The 18,582-nt window shown below is 75.9% G+C and carries 17 protein-coding genes and 1 riboswitch; of the genes, 2 read left to right on the top strand and 15 right to left on the bottom strand.

The features are described from left to right. Window positions 1-321: 321 nt before the first annotated feature. From tyrS to argC, 11 genes are all read right to left on the bottom strand, one after another. Complete coding sequence (gene tyrS / locus FB586_RS15625; protein ID WP_136520287.1) at window positions 322-1,584, bottom strand: tyrosine--tRNA ligase; 1,263 nt, start codon at window positions 1,582-1,584, stop codon at window positions 322-324. 86 nt (window positions 1,585-1,670) lie between these two features. Beyond that, complete coding sequence (locus FB586_RS15630) at window positions 1,671-2,405, bottom strand: DNA-3-methyladenine glycosylase (RefSeq protein ID WP_370741092.1); 735 nt, start codon at window positions 2,403-2,405, stop codon at window positions 1,671-1,673. Further along, the gene (locus FB586_RS15635) at window positions 2,402-2,995 is read right to left on the bottom strand and encodes a nucleoside/nucleotide kinase family protein (protein ID WP_136520288.1); all 594 of its coding nucleotides are present in this window, start codon (window positions 2,993-2,995) and stop codon (window positions 2,402-2,404) included. Before FB586_RS15635 ends, FB586_RS15630 begins: the two co-directional genes overlap by 4 nt. After that, window positions 2,995-4,437, bottom strand: a complete 1,443-nt coding sequence (argH, locus tag FB586_RS15640; protein ID WP_136520289.1) for an argininosuccinate lyase — start codon at window positions 4,435-4,437, stop codon at window positions 2,995-2,997. The genes FB586_RS15635 and argH overlap by 1 nt, the downstream gene beginning before the upstream one ends. Continuing rightward, window positions 4,430-5,671 (bottom strand): argininosuccinate synthase, encoded by a 1,242-nt coding sequence (locus FB586_RS15645; RefSeq protein ID WP_136520290.1) that lies wholly within the window; start codon window positions 5,669-5,671, stop codon window positions 4,430-4,432. Before FB586_RS15645 ends, argH begins: the two co-directional genes overlap by 8 nt. A gap of 76 nt (window positions 5,672-5,747) precedes the next feature. Continuing rightward, window positions 5,748-6,254 (bottom strand): arginine repressor, encoded by a 507-nt coding sequence (locus FB586_RS15650; RefSeq protein ID WP_136520291.1) that lies wholly within the window; start codon window positions 6,252-6,254, stop codon window positions 5,748-5,750. Next, complete coding sequence (gene argF, locus FB586_RS15655; protein WP_136520292.1) at window positions 6,251-7,183, bottom strand: ornithine carbamoyltransferase; 933 nt, start codon at window positions 7,181-7,183, stop codon at window positions 6,251-6,253. Before argF ends, FB586_RS15650 begins: the two co-directional genes overlap by 4 nt. Further along, entirely contained in the window at window positions 7,180-8,421 is a 1,242-nt protein-coding gene (locus FB586_RS15660) for an acetylornithine transaminase (RefSeq protein ID WP_136520765.1), read from the bottom strand. Before FB586_RS15660 ends, argF begins: the two co-directional genes overlap by 4 nt. Before the next feature lie 83 nt (window positions 8,422-8,504). Next, entirely contained in the window at window positions 8,505-9,521 is a 1,017-nt protein-coding gene (argB, locus tag FB586_RS15665; protein WP_136520293.1) for an acetylglutamate kinase, read from the bottom strand. Beyond that, on the bottom strand, window positions 9,518-10,744 hold the full coding sequence (gene argJ / locus FB586_RS15670) for a bifunctional glutamate N-acetyltransferase/amino-acid acetyltransferase ArgJ (RefSeq protein ID WP_136520294.1): 1,227 nt from the start codon (window positions 10,742-10,744) through the stop codon (window positions 9,518-9,520). Before argJ ends, argB begins: the two co-directional genes overlap by 4 nt. Further along, a complete protein-coding gene (argC, locus tag FB586_RS15675; protein WP_222928383.1) occupies window positions 10,741-11,805 on the bottom strand; it encodes an N-acetyl-gamma-glutamyl-phosphate reductase in 1,065 nt (354 codons plus the stop codon). The genes argJ and argC overlap by 4 nt, the downstream gene beginning before the upstream one ends. A 93-nt stretch (window positions 11,806-11,898) precedes the next feature. Between argC and FB586_RS15680 the strand changes: the two genes are divergently transcribed. Both FB586_RS15680 and FB586_RS15685 read left to right on the top strand, forming a co-directional pair. Continuing rightward, window positions 11,899-12,882: a quinone oxidoreductase family protein gene (locus FB586_RS15680; protein ID WP_136520296.1), complete on the top strand. Its 984-nt coding sequence runs from the start codon at window positions 11,899-11,901 to the stop codon at window positions 12,880-12,882. After that, window positions 12,879-13,637, top strand: coding sequence for a DsbA family oxidoreductase (locus FB586_RS15685; protein ID WP_136520297.1), 759 nt, complete (start codon window positions 12,879-12,881; stop codon window positions 13,635-13,637). Before FB586_RS15680 ends, FB586_RS15685 begins: the two co-directional genes overlap by 4 nt. Window positions 13,638-13,695: 58 nt before the next feature. On the opposite strand, the gene thiD is transcribed toward FB586_RS15685, so the two are convergent. The 4 genes from thiD to FB586_RS15705 all read right to left on the bottom strand — a co-directional run bounded on the left by thiD (window position 13,696) and on the right by FB586_RS15705 (window position 18,564). Further along, window positions 13,696-15,195: a bifunctional hydroxymethylpyrimidine kinase/phosphomethylpyrimidine kinase gene (gene thiD, locus FB586_RS15690; protein ID WP_136520298.1), complete on the bottom strand. Its 1,500-nt coding sequence runs from the start codon at window positions 15,193-15,195 to the stop codon at window positions 13,696-13,698. Further along, entirely contained in the window at window positions 15,192-15,860 is a 669-nt protein-coding gene (thiE, locus tag FB586_RS15695; protein ID WP_136520299.1) for a thiamine phosphate synthase, read from the bottom strand. Before thiE ends, thiD begins: the two co-directional genes overlap by 4 nt. Beyond that, window positions 15,857-16,723, bottom strand: a complete 867-nt coding sequence (thiM, locus tag FB586_RS15700) for a hydroxyethylthiazole kinase (protein WP_136520300.1) — start codon at window positions 16,721-16,723, stop codon at window positions 15,857-15,859. Before thiM ends, thiE begins: the two co-directional genes overlap by 4 nt. After that, window positions 16,714-16,812, bottom strand: a riboswitch (TPP riboswitch). Its footprint overlaps the gene before it by 10 nt. 117 nt (window positions 16,813-16,929) lie before the next feature. Further along, a complete protein-coding gene (locus FB586_RS15705) occupies window positions 16,930-18,564 on the bottom strand; it encodes a 5'-nucleotidase C-terminal domain-containing protein (protein WP_136520301.1) in 1,635 nt (544 codons plus the stop codon). Between the last annotated feature and the right edge of the window lie 18 nt (window positions 18,565-18,582).

Raw genomic sequence — 18,582 nt, forward strand, 5'->3', positions numbered from 1 at the left:
CGGGCCTAGAGAACATTACGCGGCCGGAGCCCTGCGCGCAAACCCTCCGGGCGGTGACCGTGGTCACCACGGCCCGCGGGTTGCACAGGCCTCCGCGCGCTCCCTGTGCAACGGCGGGGCCGGCGCCGCCATTCCCGCCGAGGCACCGTGGTCGCGGTCACCGGCCGGGCGACCGCGTGGGCTCCCCTCGCGAGGACGAGGCCGTCCGCTGTCGTCCCGCGCGACCGAGCGGCGACGGCTCCCCGTCGCCGCCGCGGCCCGGGCGGGCGCGGACCCGCCCCGGTGCCCGTCCCCGCCCGGGGACGGGCACCGGGCCCGTCGTCAGGCGCCGGCGTCGACCACGGCGAGCGTGCGCTTGCCCCGCCGCAGCAGGGCCCACCGCCCGTGCAGGAGGTCGTCGGCGGTGAGGACCGCGTCCTCGTCGGTCACGCGCACGTTGTTCACCGACGCGCCGCCCTCCGCGATGGCGCGGCGCGCCGCGGCCTTGCTCGCCACGACACCGGTCGCCGCGAGCAGGTCGACGACGGGGTCGCCGGCCGCACCCCGGGCCGTCGGCAGCTCCGCGACGGCGGCCTCGAGCGTCGCCGCGTCCAGGTCCTCGAGGGACCCGCGCCCGAACAGCGCCTGGCTCGCGGCGACGACGGCGTCGGTCGCCCGGGCGCCGTGGACGAGCGCCGTCACGTCGTACGCGAGCGTCCGCTGCGCCTCGCGGGCGGCGGGCCGCGCCTCGACGGCCGCCTCCAGCTCGGCGATCTCCTCGCGGGTGCGGAAGGTGAACACCTTGAGGTAGCGCACCACGTCGGCGTCGTCCGTGTTGAGCCAGAACTGGTAGAAGGCGTACGGCGTCATCATGTCGGGCGCGAGCCACACGGCGCCGCCCTCGGACTTGCCGAACTTCGTCCCGTCCGCCTTGGTGATCAACGGCGTCGTCAGCGCGTGCACGGCCGTCCGCTCCGTCTTGCGGATGAGGTCGACGCCGGACAGCAGGTTGCCCCACTGGTCGTTGCCCCCCGTCTGCAGCGTGCAGCCGTGGCGGCGGAACAGCTCGCGGTAGTCCAGGCCCTGCAGGATCTGGTAGCTGAACTCCGTGAAAGAGATGCCCTCCTCGCTCGCGAGCCGGCGCGCGACCGTGTCCTTCGCGAGCATCGTGCCGAGCCGGTAGTGCTTGCCGACGTCCCGCAGGAAGTCGATGGCCGAGAGGCCGCCGGTCCAGTCGAGGTTGTTGACCATCACCGCGGCGTCCGGGCCCTCGAAGTCGAGGAAGCGCTCGATCTGCGCGCGCAGGCGTCCGACCCACTCCGCGACCGTCTCGGGGGTGTTGAGCACGCGCTCCCCGGACATGCGCGGGTCGCCGATGAGCCCGGTCGCGCCTCCGACGAGGGCGAGCGGACGGTGGCCCGCCAGCTGCAGGTGGCGCATGAGCACGAGCTGCACGAGGTGGCCGTGGTGCAGGCTCGGCGCGGTCGGGTCGAAGCCGGTGTAGAAGGTGACGGGCCCGTCGGCCAGCGCCTGGGCCAGCGCGTCGCGGTCGGTCGTCTGGGCGACGAGCCCTCGCCACTCGAGCTCGTCGAGGATGCTGCTCACGTCTGTCTCCTCCTCGCGGGCGCCGCGCGGCGCCCGGGGTCGTGGTCGTGCGGTCGGGTGGTCCGGGGGCGGTGCGCGGGCACCGCTCAGGCCGACGCCGTCGCCCCGCGGGGGGCGTCTGCCGACGTCGGCGACCGATACGCGGGCCGGTACGCCGACACGGTCGGCTCGTTCGTCAGCCACATCCGCCACGGGTGGACGCCACCGTCGCCGCCCGGCCCCGAGACGCCCACGCGCGGTCCGGTCGCGACGGCGGACAGGACCGTGCCCGCGTCGCGGCGGCGGACGACGACCGCACCACCGGGCTCCGTGACGTCGCAGCCGTTCGCGCCCAGGTCCAGGCCGAGGCACACCGCGAGCCGGGCGGGACCGCGCGCGAGCTGGCGCGCGCTGTCGACCACCCCGGAGCGCTCGCGGCGCGACCAGGCCAGCTCGGCGCCCTCGACCACCTCGCCGGCACGCAGCAGCACGGCCGACGCGCGCCCGGCGGGCTGGGTGACGACGTTGACGCAGTGGTGCAGGCCCATGTGCCGGTAGACGTACAGCCGGCCGGGCTCGGCGAACATCGCCGCGTTGCGCGGTGTCCGCCCGCGGTACGCGTGGGAGCCGGGGTCGTCTTCGCCGCCGTAGGCCTCCACCTCGGTCAGGCGCACCGTGACCGTGCCCTCCGGCGCGTGCGTGGTCACGTAGCCGCCGAGCAGGTCGCGGGCCACCTGCAGCACGTCGCGCGCGTACCAGGTGCGCGCGGGCACGGGGCCGAGCCCGACGACGCCGCCCACCGGCGGCACGTCCGCGGGTGCGGCCTCGGGCTCGTTCGTCACGCCGTCATCATGCCAAAGGCGTCGAGACGGACGTCGGCGCGTCCGCGGGTGCCCTCGCGCGCGAAGTGCGCCTCCTCGTCCGCCATCCAAGTGAGCCAGTGCGGGCGGGCCGCCTCGCCGTCGCGCTCGAGCCCGCGCCGCAGGCGCAGGTCGCGGGGACCCTCCACCCAGACCCGCAGCGTGGCGACGGCGTCGGCGGCGCGGCGCGCCGACCCGCACCCCTCGAGCACGAGGACGTCCGGGACGGGCAGGTCGACCCAGTCGTCGAACCGGTCCGCGGGCCAGTCGAACCGCTGGTACCGGCCGGGGCGGCCGCGGCGCAGCGGCTCCAGCACCTGCGCGGACAGGCGCGGCCAGAGCGAGCCCTCGAGCCCGCGCCACCCGGCGTACAGGTCGTCGAGGTGGAGCACGGCGGCCGTCGGCCCCCGCTCACCCACCCGGGCGGCGAGACGCCCGGCGGTCGTGGTCTTGCCCGACCCGGCGGGCCCGTCGATGCAGACCAGCCGGACCGGCCCGAGGCGGCGCGGCCCGGCGAGCGCGCGGTCGGCGAGCAGGTCGACGACCGCGGCGGCGTCGGCCGGATGCGTCATCAGGACGTGCGGGTCGCCCGCAGCCGCCCGGCCAGGGCCCGCGCGCGCTCGAGCTGCTCGGCGACGCGCACCGGCGCGGTGCCGCCGTGGGCGGACCGCGACGCGAGCGAGCCCTCGACCGACAGCACGGACCGGACGCCCGGCGTCAGGTGCGGCGAGATCGCCTGCAGCTGCTCGTCCGTGAGGTCCCAGAGCTCGAGCGGCGGCTCGTGCTCCTCGCACGCCCGCACGCACGCACCCGCGACCTCGTGCGCCACGCGGAACGGCACGCCCTCGCGCACGAGCCACTCGGCGACGTCCGTGGCGAGCGAGAAGCCCTGCGGCGCGAGCGCCGCCATGCGCTCGGTGTCGAACGTGAGCGTCGCGACCATCCCGGCGAACGCCGGCAGCAGCACCGTGAGCTGGTCGACCTGGTCGAAGACCGGCTCCTTGTCCTCTTGCAGGTCGCGGTTGTAGGCGAGCGGCAGGCCCTTGAGCGTCGTCAGCAGACCGGTGAGGTCCCCGACGAGGCGGCCGGCCTTGCCGCGGGCGAGCTCGGCCACGTCCGGGTTCTTCTTCTGCGGCATGATGCTCGACCCGGTCGAGTACGCGTCGTGCAGGCGGACGAAGCCGAACTCCTTGGTCGCCCACAGGACGACCTCCTCGGCGAGCCTCGAGAGGTCGACCGCGACCATGGCGGCGACGAACGCGAACTCCGCGACGACGTCCCGGGACGCCGTGCCGTCGATCGAGTTCTCGACGGGCCCGTCGAAGCCCAGCTCGGCGGCCACCGCGGCGGGGTCGAGGCCGAGCGACGAGCCGGCCAGCGCCCCGGACCCGTACGGCGACACCGCGGCGCGGCGGTCCCAGTCGGCCCAGCGCTCGACGTCGCGCAGCAGCGGCCACGCGTGCGCCAGCAGGTGGTGCGCGAGCAGCACCGGCTGCGCGTGCTGCAGGTGCGTGCGACCCGGCACCGGTGCGTCGCCGGCGGCCTCGGCCTGCGCGACGAGCGCGTCGACGACGTCGAGCACCATGCCGGACAGCACGCGCGCCTGCCGGCGCAGGTACATGCGCACCAGCGTGGCGATCTGGTCGTTGCGCGACCGGCCCGCGCGCAGCTTGCCGCCCAGCTCGGTGCCCGCGCGCTCGATGAGCCCGCGCTCGAGGGCCGTGTGCACGTCCTCGTCGTCGGGCGTCGGCGCGAAGGCCCCGGACGCGACGTCGGCACGCAGGCGCTCGAGGGCGTCCTCCATGCCGGCCACCTCGTCGTCGGTCAGCAGGCCGGCGGCGTGCAGGACGTGCGCGTGCGCGACCGAGCCGGTGATGTCGTCGTCGGCCAGCCGCCAGTCGAAGTGGGTCGAGCGCGACAGCTCGGTGAGGGCCGCCGCCGGCCCGGACGCGAAGCGTCCGCCCCACAGCGCGAGCGGGCCCTCACCGCCCGCCGGTGCGTTCTGCTCAGGCACGCGCGATGCCGCCCTGGTTGCCGAGGTCGGGCGCGTTGCCGAACTTGACGTCGCGCGCCGCGGCCAGCTTCGAGCTCAGGCCGTAGATCTCGATGAAGCCCTTCGCCGCCGACTGGTCGAACGTGTCGCCGGTGTCGTAGGTGGCGAGGTTGAAGTCGTAGAGGCTCGCGTCCGAGCGGCGGCCGGAGACGGTGGCGCGGCCGCCGTGCAGCACGAGGCGCACGTCGCCGGAGACGTAGCGCTGCGTGTCCTCGACGAAGACGTCGAGCGAGCGCTTGAGCGGGCTGAACCACTGGCCGTCGTACACGAGCTCGGTCCAGCGCTGCTCCACGCCGCGCTTGAAGCGGGCCTGCTCGCGCTCGACCGTCACGTTCTCGAGCTCCTGGTGGGCGGCGATGAGCGCGATCGCGCCCGGCGCCTCGTAGACCTCGCGCGACTTGATGCCGACGAGGCGGTCCTCGACGATGTCGATCCGGCCGACGCCCTGGGCGCCCGCGCGGCGGTTCATCTCCTGGATCGCCTGCAGCGGCGTCACGGGGACGCCGTCGAGCGCGACCGGCACGCCCTGCTCGAACGTGATGACGACCTCGTCCGCGACCGGCGGGAACGTCGGGTCGTCCGTGTAGGTGTAGACGTCCTTGGTCGGGCCGTTCCAGATGTCCTCGAGGAACCCGGTCTCGACCGCGCGGCCCCAGACGTTCTGGTCGATCGAGAACGGGTTGTGCTTCGTCGTCTCGATCGGCAGCTGGTGCTTCTCGGCGAAGTCGATCGCCTTGTCCCGGGTGAGGGCGAGGTCGCGGACGGGCGCCAGGCACGTGAGGTCCGGCGCGAGCGAGGTGATGCCGACCTCGAAGCGGACCTGGTCGTTGCCCTTGCCGGTGCAGCCGTGGGCGACCGTCGTCGCGCCGAACTGGCGGGCGGCGCGCACGAGGTGCTTGACGATGACCGGTCGCGAGAGCGCCGAGACGAGCGGGTACCGGTCGAGGTACAGGCCGTTCGCCTTGAGCGCCGGCATGCAGTACTCGGTGGCGAACTCGTCGCGGGCGTCGGCGACGTACGCCTCGACGGCGCCGCAGTCGAGCGCACGGCGGCGGATGACCTCGAGGTCCTCCCCGCCCTGACCGACGTCGACCGCGACGGCGATCACCTCGGCGCCGGTGGCCTCGGCGATCCAGCCGATACCCACCGAGGTGTCCAGCCCCCCGGAGTACGCGAGGACGACGCGATCGGTCATGTCAGGTTCTCTCCGTTCTCAGCAACGTCTGCGTGCATGAACATACATGCTTACGCGGACGTATGCATAACCCGTCTCACCCCTCGCCGGCGAGCGCGAGGAAGCGGGCAGCGACGGCCTCGCCGCCGTCGGCGGCGCGCGCGATCACGAGGACGGTGTCGTCCCCGGCGATCGTGCCGAGCACGTGCGGCAGCACCGAGTGGTCGATCGCCGACGCGAGGAACTGGGCCGCGCCCGGCGGCGTGCGCAGGACGACGAGGTTCCCGGACGCCTCCGCGGTGACCAGCAGCTCCGCGCACAGCCGCGCCAACCGGGCGGCGAGCATCTCGGTGTCGGTGGTCGCGGGTGTGCGGTCGCCGCCCTCCTGCGGCACGGCGTACGCGAGCGCGCCGGACGGCGTCCGGATCTTCACCGCGCGCAGCTCGACGAGGTCGCGCGACAGCGTCGCCTGCGTGACGTGCACGCCCTCGTCCGCGAGCAGCTCGGCGAGCTCGCCCTGCGAGTGCACCGACCCCCGCGACAGCAGGTTCGTGATGAGCGCGTGCCGCGCCGCCTTCGTCGAGGGGATCGCGCCCGTGCTCACCGCTGCTCCAGCAGGAACGTCAGCAGCGCCTTCTGGGCGTGCAGCCGGTTCTCCGCCTCGTCCCACACCACCGACTGCGAGCCGTCGAGCACCTCGGAGGTGATCTCCTTGCCGCGGTACGCGGGCAGGCAGTGCAGGACGAGCGCGCCGGGGGCGGCGAGCGCGAGCGCGTCGCCGTCCAGCCGGAACGCGAGGAACCGGTCCGCGCGCTCCCCCGCCTCGTCCTCCTGGCCCATCGACACCCAGGTGTCCGTGGCGACCACGTCGGCGCCCGCCACCGCCGCGTCGCGGTCGTGCAGGACCGCGACCGACCCGCCCGTCCGTGCAGCCACGGCCTGCGCCGCCGCGACGACCGCCGGGTCGGGCAGGGCGTCGGCCGGCGTGCCGACCCGCACGTGCAGGCCCGCGGTCGCGCCGCCCAGCAGGTAGGAGTGCGCCATGTTGTTCGCGCCGTCGCCGACGTAGGCCAGCGTCGTCCCGGGCAGAGCAGCCACGCCGCCGCGGTGCTGCGCGACCGTCATGAGGTCCGCGAGCACCTGGCACGGGTGGAACTCGTCCGTCAGCGCGTTCACGACGGGGACGCCCGCGAGCGCGGCCATCTCCTCCAGCCGCGTCTGGGCGTGCGTGCGCCACACGACGGCCGCGACCTGGCGGCCGAGCACCCGCGCCGTGTCGGCGATGGACTCGCGCAGGCCGATGCGGGCGAGCGTGCCGTCCACGGTGAGCGGGAACCCGCCGAGCTCGGCGATGCCGGTCATGAAGCTGACCTGCGTGCGCAGGGTCGGCTTGTCGAAGATCACGGCCACGGACCGGGGGCCGGCCAGCGGCGTGCGGATGAACCGGTCGTCGCGGAACGCCAGGGCGAGCTCGAGGACGTCTGCCTGCTCCTGCGGGTCCAGGTCGTCGTCGCGCAGGAAGTGGCGGGTCACGGGCGGGCCTCCTCGGCCAGGTCGGCCGGCAGCGCGGCGACGAGGTCGACGAACGGCTGGGCCTGCTCGTCGGTCAGGACGTACGGCGGTGCGATGCGCAGCGTCGTCGGCGTGCACGGGTTGACGACGATCCCGGCCTCGAGGGCGTCGGCGGCGACGCGCGCGGCGACCGGCGCGGCGAGCTCGACGGCGATGAGCAGCCCCTCGCCGCGCACCTCGCGCACGAGCGGGTTGCCCGTGCCCGCGAGGCGCTCGCGCAGCCGCTCGCCGAGACCGGTGACGTGCGCGAGGAGACCGTCGCGCTCGATCACACCGATGGTGGCGAGCGCCGCGGCGGCCGCGACGGGGTTGCCGCCGAACGTCGTGCCGTGCTGGCCGCGTCCGAGCAGCGACGCCACGTCGGGGCCGAACGCGAGGAGCGCGCCCACGGGGAACCCGCCGCCGAGGCCCTTCGCCACCGTGACGGCGTCCGGGACGACGCCCCCGCCGAGGTGCGGGTGCTGGTGGGCGAACCACTGCCCGGTGCGCCCCATGCCGGTCTGCACCTCGTCGAGCACGAGCAGCGCGCCGTGGCGGGAGGTCAGCTCGCGGGCGAGCGCGAGGTAGCCCGGCGGCAGCGGGCGCACGCCCGCCTCGCCCTGCACGGGCTCGAGCACGAGCCCGGCCACCTCGTCGCCGCCGTCGGCGAACGCGGCCTCGAGCGCGGCCGTGTCGCCGAACGGCAGGAACTCCACCCCGCCGGGCAGCGGCTCGAACGGCTCGCGGTAGGCGGCCTTGTGCGTCAGCGCGAGCGCGCCCATCGAGCGCCCGTGGAACCCGCCCTCGAGCGCGAGCACGCGCGGACGGCGCCCGTCGGAGTGGCGGCGCAGCAGCTTGAACGCGGCCTCGTTCGCCTCCGTCCCGGAGTTGGTCAGGAAGACGCGCGACCCCTCCGGCGCACCGGCGAGCGCGAGCAGGCGCTCCGCGAGCGCGATCTGCGTCGGGCTGGCGAAGAAGTTCGAGACGTGGCCGAGCGTGCCGAGCTGGGCGCTGATCGCGGCCGTCAGCGTCGGGTGCGCGTGGCCGAGCGCGTTGACGGCGATGCCGCCGAGCAGGTCGAGGTACCGCTTGCCGTCGGCGTCCCACACGTACGGGCCCTCGCCGCGGACGAGCACGCGCTGCGGCGGCCCGAACGTGTCCATGAGCGCGTGCGTGTACCGGTCGGTCCACTCGGCCACCGATCCGGCCGCCGCCGGCATGGGGAGGGCGTCGTCCGGGGCGTCCGCCCGGTGGCGCGGCGCCGACGGGGCCGCGGTCGGCACGACGGGGACGGTGGGGTCGGTCACGGGCGGTCCTCCTGGGCGGCACGGACCCGGGGCACGGGGACCGTGGAGGGGTTGTCGGCCGGGTCGACGTCGGGCAGCACCATCGTCCCGACGCCGTCGGAGGTGAAGACCTCGACGAGGATCGAGTGGGCCTGCCGGCCGTCGATGACGTGGGCGCGCGGGACCCCGCCCTCCACGGCCCGCCAGCAGGCCTCCATCTTGGGCCGCATGCCGGCGTCGAGCCGGGGCAGCAGCGCGGCCAGGTCGGCGGCGCGGATGCGGCGCACCAGGCTCTCGCGGTCCGGCCAGTCGGTGTACAGGCCCTCGACGTCGGTGAGCACGATGAGCTTGCGGGCACCGAGCGCGACCGCCAGCGCCGCGGCAGCGGTGTCGGCGTTGACGTTGAGCACCTGCGTCGGGTCCTCGATGTCGGGCGCGACGGTCGACACGACGGGGATGCGGCCGGAGTCGAGCAGGTCGAGGACGGCGCCGGGGTTCACCTGGACGACGTCCCCCACCAGCCCGACGTCGACCTCCTGCCCGTCGACGACCGCGGTGCGCCGACGCGCCTGGAACAGCCCGCCGTCCTCACCGGACAGCCCGACGGCGTGCGGTCCGTGCGCGTTGAGCAGGCCGACGAGCTCGCGCGACACCTGGCCCGTCAGGACCATCCGGACGACCTCCATGGCCTCCGGCGTCGTCACCCGCAGGCCGCCCCGGAACTCGCTCTCGATGCCGAGCCGGTCGAGCATCGCGTTGATCTGCGGCCCGCCGCCGTGCACGACGACGGGACGCAGACCGACCCGGCGCAGGAAGACCATGTCCTCGGCGAACGCGCGCTTGAGGGTCTCGTCGACCATCGCGTTGCCGCCGTACTTCACGACGACGAGGGCGCCGGAGAACTGCTCCAGCCACGGCAGCGCCTGGATGAGGACCTCCGCCTTCTGGTCCGGGCGCAGGTCGGTGCGGGTGTCGAAGTAGAAGTCCTCCGGGACCGGGGGCAGCCCGGGGCTCGTGTCGCTCGTGTCGCTCATGTCGAGTAGGCGCTGTTCTCGTGGACGTAGTCGTGCGTGAGGTCGTTGGTCCACACGGTCGCCGACGCGTCGCCCGCGTGCAGGTCGACCTCGACGTGGATCTCGCGCGCCGCCGCGAGGTCCAGCTGTGCCGGGTCCTCGTGCGCGCCTCCCGCGCGGCAGATCTGCAGGCCGTTGATCGTCACGTCGAGCGTCGACGGGTCGAACGGCGCGATCTCCTCGGGCACGGTGCCGACCTGCGCGATGATCCGGCCCCAGTTCGGGTCGTTGCCGAACATCGCCGCCTTGAACAGGTTCGAGCGGGTGACCGCGCGGGCCACGGCCACGGCCGCCGCCTCGGTGGTCGCGCCGTGCACGTGCACGGCGATGTCGTGCGAGGCCCCCTCCGCGTCCGCCACGAGCTGGCGCGCCAGCGACGCGCACACGCGCCGCACGGCGTCCGCGAAGACGTCCGGGGCCGGGGTCACGCCGCTCGCACCCGACACCATGAGCGTCACGGTGTCCGAGGTCGACATGCAGCCGTCGGAGTCGACGCGGTCGAAGGTGGCGCCCGTCGCGGCCCGCAGCGCCGCGTCCGCGGTGGCGGCGTCGACGTCGGCGTCCGTGGTGAGCACCGAGAGCATCGTCGCCATCGCCGGCGCGAGCATGCCCGCGCCCTTCGCCATGCCGCCGACGGTGAACGCGCCGTGGGGCGTCTCGACGCGCACGTGCGCGGTCTTCGGCACGCTGTCCGTGGTCATGATCGCCGTGGCCGCCTCCGGGCCCGTCGCGTCCGTGAGCGCCGCGACGGCGGGGCCGATGCCGGCGAACAGCTTGTCGCTCGCGAGGGGCACGCCGATCAGGCCGGTCGAGCAGACGACCACGTCGCCCGCCGAGATGCCGAGCGCGTCCGCGACCTTCTCGGCGGTCGCGTGCGCGTCCTGGAAGCCGCGCGGACCGGTGCCGACGTTGGCACCGCCGGAGTTCAGCACGACGGCCGACACCACCCCGTCGGACACCGCCTGGCGCGACCACAGCACGGGCGCGCCGACCACGCGGTTCGTGGTGAAGACCGCCGCACCGACCTGCCGCGGCCCGTCGTTGACGACGAGCGCGAGGTCCGGCTTGCCGGAGGCCTTCAGCCCGGCGGTCACGCCCGAGGCGCGGAAGCCGGCGGCGGCCGTCACCCCGGGCGACGTGCCGGGCGAGGTGCCCTCGAGGGCAGGGCCGAGGTGGTCGGTCACGGGGCGACTCCGTTCCGCGGGAGGCCGAGCGTCTCGGGCAGGCCGAGCGCGAGGTTGAGGGACTGCACCGCGCCACCGGCGGTGCCCTTGACGAGGTTGTCGATCGCGGTGACGGTCACGACGCGTCCGGCGCGGGCGTCGAGCGCGACCTGCACGAGCGCGGTGTTGGCGCCGGTCGTCGCCGCGGTCGTGGGCCAGCGGCCGTCGGGCAGCACGTGGACGAACGGCTCGTCGGCGTACGCGGCGCGCCACACCGCGCGCAGCTCGTCGTCGGAGGCGTCGACGCCCGGGGCGAGGCGTGCCGTGGCGGTCGCGAGGATGCCCCGCGACGTCGGCACGAGCACGGGCGTGAACGACGTGCGCACGTCCGTGGCGCCCGCGCTGCGCAGGTTCTGGGCGATCTCCGGGATGTGCCGGTGCGTCCCGCCGACCGCGTACGGCACCGCCGCGCCGAGCGCCTCGGACGCGAGCAGGTGCGGCTTGAGCGACTTGCCCGCGCCCGAGTAGCCGACGGCGAGGACCGCGACGAGGTCGGTGGTGTCGAGCAGGCCGGCCGCGACGCCCGGCTGCAGACCCAGGGTGACGGCGGTGACGTTGCAGCCCGGGACGGCGATGCGGCGGGCGCCCGCGAGCCGGTCGCGCTGGCGGGTCAGCGTCTCGGCGACGACGAGCTCCGGCAGGCCGTAGGTCCACGTGCCGGCGTGCGGGCTGCCGTAGTACGCCTCCCAGTCGGCGGCGTCGACGAGCCTGTGGTCCGCCCCGAGGTCGAGCACCACCGGGTCCTCCCCCAGGGCCTCGAGCTCGGCGGCGACGGCGCCGCTCGCGCCGTGCGGCAGCGCGAGGACGACCACGTCGTGCCCGGCGAGCGCCTGCGCGGTCGTCGGCTCCAGGACCCGGTCGGCGAGGTCGAGCAGGTGGGGGTGGTGGTCGCCCAGCGGCGTGCCCGCGTTGCTGTGCGCCGTGAGCGTGCCGATGCGCGCCTCGGGGTGGTCGAGCAGCAGGCGGAGGATCTCACCACCCGCGTACCCGCTGGCGCCGGCGACCGCCACGGAGAACGTCATGTGCATGAACATACAGTGGGCTGCACAAAGATACCAACGCATTCCACGGCGACCTGCGGGAACAGTCTCGCAGGCGAGCCGGTTGGCACCGGCATGCGCGCCGTCGTCGCCGCCCGCGCGGGCGGACCCGAGGTCCTCGAGCCGACCGACGTCCCCGACCCCGAGCCTGGGGCCGACGAGGTGCTCGTCCGCGTGGCCGCGGCGGGTGTCAACTTCATCGACACCTACCGTCGCACAGGGACCTACCCCATGCCCTACCCGCACGTGGTCGGGTCCGAGGGGGCGGGCGAGGTCGTCGCCGTCGGCCCGGACGTGACGACGCTCGCGCCCGGCGACCACGTCGCGTGGGCGGACGTCCCCGGCTCCTACGCCGAGCTCGTCGCCGTGCCGGAGCGGTCCGCGCTCGTCGTCCCGCCCGGCCTCGACGACCGCACCGCCGCCGGGCTGCCGCTCCAGGGCATGACGGCGCACTACCTGTCCGCGTCGACGTTCCCGCTCGGGCGCGGGCACGACGTGCTGCTGCACGCCGCCGCCGGCGGCGTCGGGCTGCTGCTGACCCAGCTCGCCGCCGCCCGCGGCGCCCGTGTGATCGCGACGGTCGGGTCCGCCGAGAAGGAGGCCCTCGCGCGCGCCGCCGGGGCCGCCGACGTGATCCGGTACCGGGAGCTCTCCGACCTCACCGCCGAGCTGCCCGCGCTGGTGCGCGACCTCACCGGTGGGCGCGGCGTGCACGTCGTCTACGACTCGGTCGGCAAGGACACGTTCGACGCGTCCCTCGCCTCGCTGCGCACCCGGGGGACGCTGGTGCTGTTCGGCGGGTCCTCGGGGCAGGTGCCGCCCGTCGACCTGCAGCGGCTCAACGCGGCCGGGTCGCTGTTCGTGACCCGGCCCACGCTCGCCCACCACACCCTGACCGCCGACGAGCGGGCGTGGCGCTGGCGCGAGGTCGCCGAGCCCGCCGTCGCCGGTGCGCTCGACGTGCGCGTCGGCGCCACGTTTCCCCTCGCCGACGCGGCCGAGGCCCACCGCGCCCTCGAGGGGCGCGCGACCACCGGAAAGGTGCTGCTGCTCCCGTGACCTCCACGACCCCGTTCACCCCGCTGCCCGCCCCCACGCGCACCGTCCGCGTCGAGGTCTGGTCGGACGTGGCCTGCCCCTGGTGCTTCATCGGCAAGCGCCGGTTCGCGGCCGCGCTCGAGCGGTTCGCGCACCGCGAGCACGTCGAGGTCGTGTGGCGCTCCTACCAGCTCTCCCCGGAGACGCCCACGGGGCCGGGGCGGCCCGAGGTCGAGGCGCTCGCGCAGATGAAGGGCCTGGACCCCGCACAGGTCCGGCAGATGTTCGCGCACGTGACCGCCGTCGCCGCGACCGACGGCCTGCGCTACGACTTCGACCGCACGCTCGCGTTCAACACCTTCGACGCGCACCGGCTGCTGCACCTGGCCGCCCGCGTCGGCGGTGCCGCGCTCGCCGACGCCACCATGGAGGCACTGTTCTCCGCGCACTTCGAGCAGGGCGTGGACCTCGGCGCCGAGGGGGCGCTCGTGACGGTGGCGGAGCAGGTCGGGTTCGCCCAGCACGGCTGGGACGCCGGCCGCGTGGCCGCCGCGCTGGCGGGTGACGACGAGGCCGAGGCCGTCCGTGCCGACATCGCCGAGGCGCGCGCCCTGGGGGTGACCGGAGTGCCGTTCTTCGTCCTCGACCGCAGGTACGGCGTGTCCGGGGCCCAGCCGGTCGAGGTGTTCGCGCAGCTGCTGGAGACGGGATGGCGCGAGGCGAACCCGCTCGCCACCGTCCCCGCCGGCGAGGTCTGCGCCGACGGCACCTGCTGACCGTCGTCCCGCGCGCACCGGCGGCCCCGCCCCCTGAGGGGCCGCCGGTGCGGCGGGGTCAGCGGCCGCGCCCCGCGGCAGCGAGCGCGGCGGGGGCCGGGGCCGCCAGGTCGACCTGGTCGAAGAACGCGACCTCGTGCTCGCACGAGCGGACGAACGCCGCGAGCATGCGCGACCGCGTCGCCGCCCCCACCTCGCGGGCCGCCGCGTCGCACAGCAGGCGCGCCTCGTCGGCCGCGGCGGCGAACGCCGGGTCCCCGTACGTGCCGACCCAGTCGCCGTACGGGTGCGCGGACAGGTCACCGGCGCGCGCGAGGATGCGCGCGCCGATGTCCGCGTACAGCCAGTAGCAGGGCAGCACCGCGGCGGTGAGCTCCGCGTACGAGCCGCGCGCCCCGACCGCGAGCAGGTGGTCGGTGTACGCCGTCGTCACCGCCGACGCCGGCCCGTCCCACACCCGGCCCGTGCGCCGGAGGCGGTCCCGGTGCAGCTGCGCCTCGACGTCCAGGCACCGGCTCGCCCCGCGCGCCCAGAAGGCCTGCGCCGCACCGTCGGGCGCGAGCTCGCTCGCCCGCGCCAGGACCCGCGAGTACGCGGCCAGGTAGAGCGCGTCCTGGTGCAGGTAGGCCTCGAACGCCTCCGTCGGCAGGGTGCCGTCCGCGAGCGCGCGGACGAACGGCAGCTCGTCGCACGCGGCCCGCAGGTCCGCGACGGCGTCCCACGCCTCGTCGCCGAACGGGCGCGCGCCGAGGGTCGGGGCGTGGTGGAGGTGGTCGACCGGGCCTCGCCCGGACCCCACGGCGAGCGCCTCCCCCGCCGCGATCGCGCCCGTGAGCCACGCCTTCGCCTCCCGGACCGCGCTCACCCAGTCGGGGCGTCGTGGCCGCAGCGCGGCGACGGCGGCCGAGAGCGAGCAGCCGGTCCCGTGCGTCGACGACGTCGCCACCCGCACGGCGTCGAGCTCGACGACGGTCGTCGCGTCGACGACCGCGTCGGGGCTCGCGTCGCCGTCGAGGTGCCCGCCCTTGAGCAGCACCGTGACGCCGCTGCCCTGCGCCAGCCTGCGGGCCTGGTCCACGGCGTCGCGCCAGGTGCGGGCCGTCGGCTCCCCCAGCAGCACGCCGAGCTCCGGCAGGTTCGGGGTGACGAGGTGGGCGTGCGGGACGAGGCGGCGGACGGCGTCCTCGGCGTCGTGGTCCAGGAGCCGGTCCCCGCTGGTCGCGACCATGACCGGGTCGAGCACGACGACCGGCGGGCGCGCGCGCACGAGCCACGCGGCGACCTCGTCGGCCACGGCGCGCGTGCCGAGCATGCCGATCTTCACCGCGTCGACCGTGACGTCGTCGCTCACCGCGTCGAGCTGTGCGCGCAGGAAGTCCACGTCCGGGACGTGCACCGCGCGCACCCCGTGCGTGTTCTGCGCGACCAGCGCCGTCACGACCGCCATGCCGTACGCCCCGTGGGCGCCGAACGACTTGAGGTCCGCGTGGATGCCCGCGCCACCCGTCGGGTCCGTGCCGGCGACCGACAGCACGCGCACGCGCGTGGGGGCGCTCATCGCGGCACCGCCGCGAGCGACGTCCGGGCCCAGGCCTCGACGAGGGCGGCCGCCGCCCGGGACGGGTCGGGGGCGGCGCAGACCGCGCTCACCACGGCGACGGCGTGCGCCCCCGCGGCGCGCAGGGCCGGCACGTCCTGCGCGGTCAGGCCGCCGATGGCGACGACCGGCAGCGGCGTCGCCGACGCGACCGCGCGGACGCCGTCGGTGCCGAGCGCGGGGCCGGCCTCGGGCTTCGTGGACGTGAGCCGGACGGGGCCGCTGCCGACGTAGTCCGCACCGGCCGCGTCGGCGAGCCGGCCGGGGTGCGACACCGACACGCCCACCACGCCGTCCGGCCCCAGCAGGGCACGCACGTCCCGCACCTCGAGGTCCTGGCGGCCGACGTGCACGCCGTCGACGCGGGCGCCGCGGGCGCGGGCCGCGAGCGCGACGTCGACGCGGTCGTCGACCAGCAGCACGGCGGGCGGTGCGTCCCGCAGCGCGTCCGCCACGGCGACCGTCAGGGCGACCTGGGTGCGCACGTCCGCGCGCTTGGCCCGCACCTGCACGGTGCCGACGCCGGCGCGCACGGCCGCGGACGCGACCGCGGCCGGCGCGTGCCCGGCGGCGGCGCAGACGTCCGCGTCGAGGACGAGGTACGGCCCGGCGGGCAGGCGCGTCATGCCGGCACCCCCACCCGGCCGGCGGAGGCGACGCGCTCGGCGAGGTCCTCCGGCGTCAGCGCGTGCAGCGCGTCGAGGAGCGCCGGGGGGAACGAGCCGGGGCCGTGCGCGACGCGTGCGGCCCGCTCGGCGGCCAGCCCGAGCGCCGTCGTCGCGGCGGCGGCGGCGGTGAACGGGTCGGTGACGGCGGCGAAGGCGGCGGTCAGGCCGCCGAGCGCGCAGCCGGCTCCCGTGATCGTGGTGAGCAGCGGGTCGCCGACGGCGAGCCGCACGTGCGCGCCGCCGTCGGTCACCAGGTCGACCGGACCCGAGACCGCGACGGCTCCGCCCGTCGAACGCGCGACCGCGTCGGCGGCGGCGGCCGCGTCGTCGACGCCGTCGCGCGCGTCGACGCCCCGCGCCGCGGTCGCGAGGCCCGCGAGCGCGCGCACCTCGCTCGCGTTCCCGCGCACGACCGCGGGCCGCTCGGTCAGCAGCCGGCCCGCCAGGCGTGTGCGCACGGACAGCACCCCGACGGCGACGGGATCGAGCACCCAGGGGGTGCCGGCGCCGGACGCGACCGCGACGGTGGGCTCGACGGCCGCGCGCTGGTCGGGGCCCAGCGTGCCGAGGTTGACGAGCACGGCCGCCGCGACCCCGGCGAGCTCCTCGGCCTCCCCGGGCGCCGACGCCATCGCGGGTGACGCACCGACCGCCAGGAGGGTGTTGGCGACGAGGTTGGTCGTCACCTCGTTCGTCAGGCACTGGACGAGCGGCACCCGGGTGCGCAGCGCCTCGAGCGCCGCGGCGGACGCGGCGGCGAGGCCGTCCCCGGGGACGGGAGCGCCGGTGCGCTCGGTGGACGTGGGAACGGCAGACGTCATGTCGACATCCCTTCGCTCGTGCTAACGAGATCAGGTTCGACGGGTGTGATCTCAGCCCCGCCCAGTGCGGGGCACCCCGTGTCGTGGCCCACCGTAGCGCCGTCCGGGGCGCGTTCGTCCCGTTCGTCCGCGTCGCGGACCAGGGCGGGCGTCCGGAACCGCGCGCTTCGGCCCGGTCGGGGGCGCGTCCGGCACGGCGGGGCGCGCTACCGCCGGTACGTCACCGTCGCGCTCCGGCTCTCCAGCACGCTCGACCGGGCGTCGGGCACGAAGACGGCGGTCAGGCGGTGTGCCCCGGGGGACAGGTTCGGGACCGTGCCGAGCGCGAGGCCGCGCACGACCCGCGCGCGCGTGAGCAGGCGCGTGCCCTCCCGCAGCTCGACGTACCCCACGGGCTGCGCACCGGTGTGGAGGCGGACGTCGGACGCCCACACCGAGGGCAGCCAGGAGACGGTCGACCGCTTGACGCTGAGCGTCGTCGCGGTGGCGACGGGCCGGACCGTCACCCGTACCGGCTCGGACGCCGACGGCGTGAAGGCGGGACCGCCCGGGTAGCGCGCCACGACCTCGTACGTCCCCGCCGACGTCGACGGGTCGAGCTGCCACAGCGCACGTCCGTCCCGGAGCGGGAGGGACGCCACGACGGCGCCGTCCACGACGATCTCGACCGGTCCCGGGGCCGTCGGCGGCGCGACCGTCACCTCCACCCGGACGAGCGGGTCGAGGTCGCCGTGGACCTGCTCGCGCACGGGGACCCGCACCTCGGTCCCCGTCACCTGGCGGCCGGCATCCACGGTGACGGGCAGGTGGACGTCCGAGGCGCCACTCGTCCAGACGAGGATCGCCAGCGTCGTGGGGCCGCTCGGCAGCCCGGCGGGCACGTCGAGGCGCACCTCGACCACGTCGTCGGGGCGCACGTCGCCCACCGGGTACCAGGTGGTGAGCGTCGTGCCGCCGATCGCGACCTCGAGTGCGGTCGACCGCGGCGCGTCGAGGCTCGGCAGGGTCAGGCCCGTGAGGCGGAACGCGAGGACGCCCTCGGGCTGGACGGCCCCGGGCAGGTCCAGGACGCCGATCGCGCGTTCGGTGAAGTCGGGCGACGCCCGCCAGCCGAGGACCATGTCGAGGGCGGAGCGGTCGGTGAAGCGCTCCGAGACCGTGACGTCGGCGCCCTCCGCGAGGGCGGTGAACCCGTGCCCGCCCTGGATCAGCGAGGCAGGGCCGGCCACGCGGTAGGTCGTCGTGCGGTCGAGGGGCGCGCCGTTCACGCGGACCGACGTGATGCGGTCGCCGCGGACCCGCGACGGGTCGTAGCTGTACCGGATGTTGTCCGACAGGCCCAGGTGCACCGAGGGGCCGTCCATCGCCGTGGGGTCCGTGTCGTCGCCCTGCCACTGCTGCTCCAGCACCGTGGTCAGCTGGGCCCCGGTCAGCGACACCGTCCACACCGGCTCGGGCGACGGCAGGACCGCGTCCAGCTCGGCCTGCGTCACCCGAGCGAGCGGACGCCCGAAGTCGTCGAGGGGGTCGTCGGGCCGGCGGTCGAACAGGAGGTCCCCGCGGAGCGCGGTCGGGACCGCCATGCCCACCACCGGGGTGCTGTCGGAGCCGCCGCCGGCGAACCGGAGCGCCTGCGCGAGACCGTTGCCGAGCGTCGACTCGTCCGTGACGTCGCCCGGACCCGGGGGCGCCGGGACCGGGTCGTCCTCGGCGTACGCCCGCGTGAGCGGGCCGGTGATCCACCCCGCCGTGGCATCGCCCGCGGCGGGCGGGACGACGCCCGCGACGAGCGGCAGGCCCGCCGCGACGACCGCTCCGACGACGGCTCTCGACACGTGCATGCCGGCCCCCTGCCGCTC

The organism is Cellulomonas telluris (assembly GCF_004886325.1).
In the GTDB taxonomy this organism is placed as follows: domain Bacteria; phylum Actinomycetota; class Actinomycetes; order Actinomycetales; family Cellulomonadaceae; genus Cellulomonas; species Cellulomonas telluris.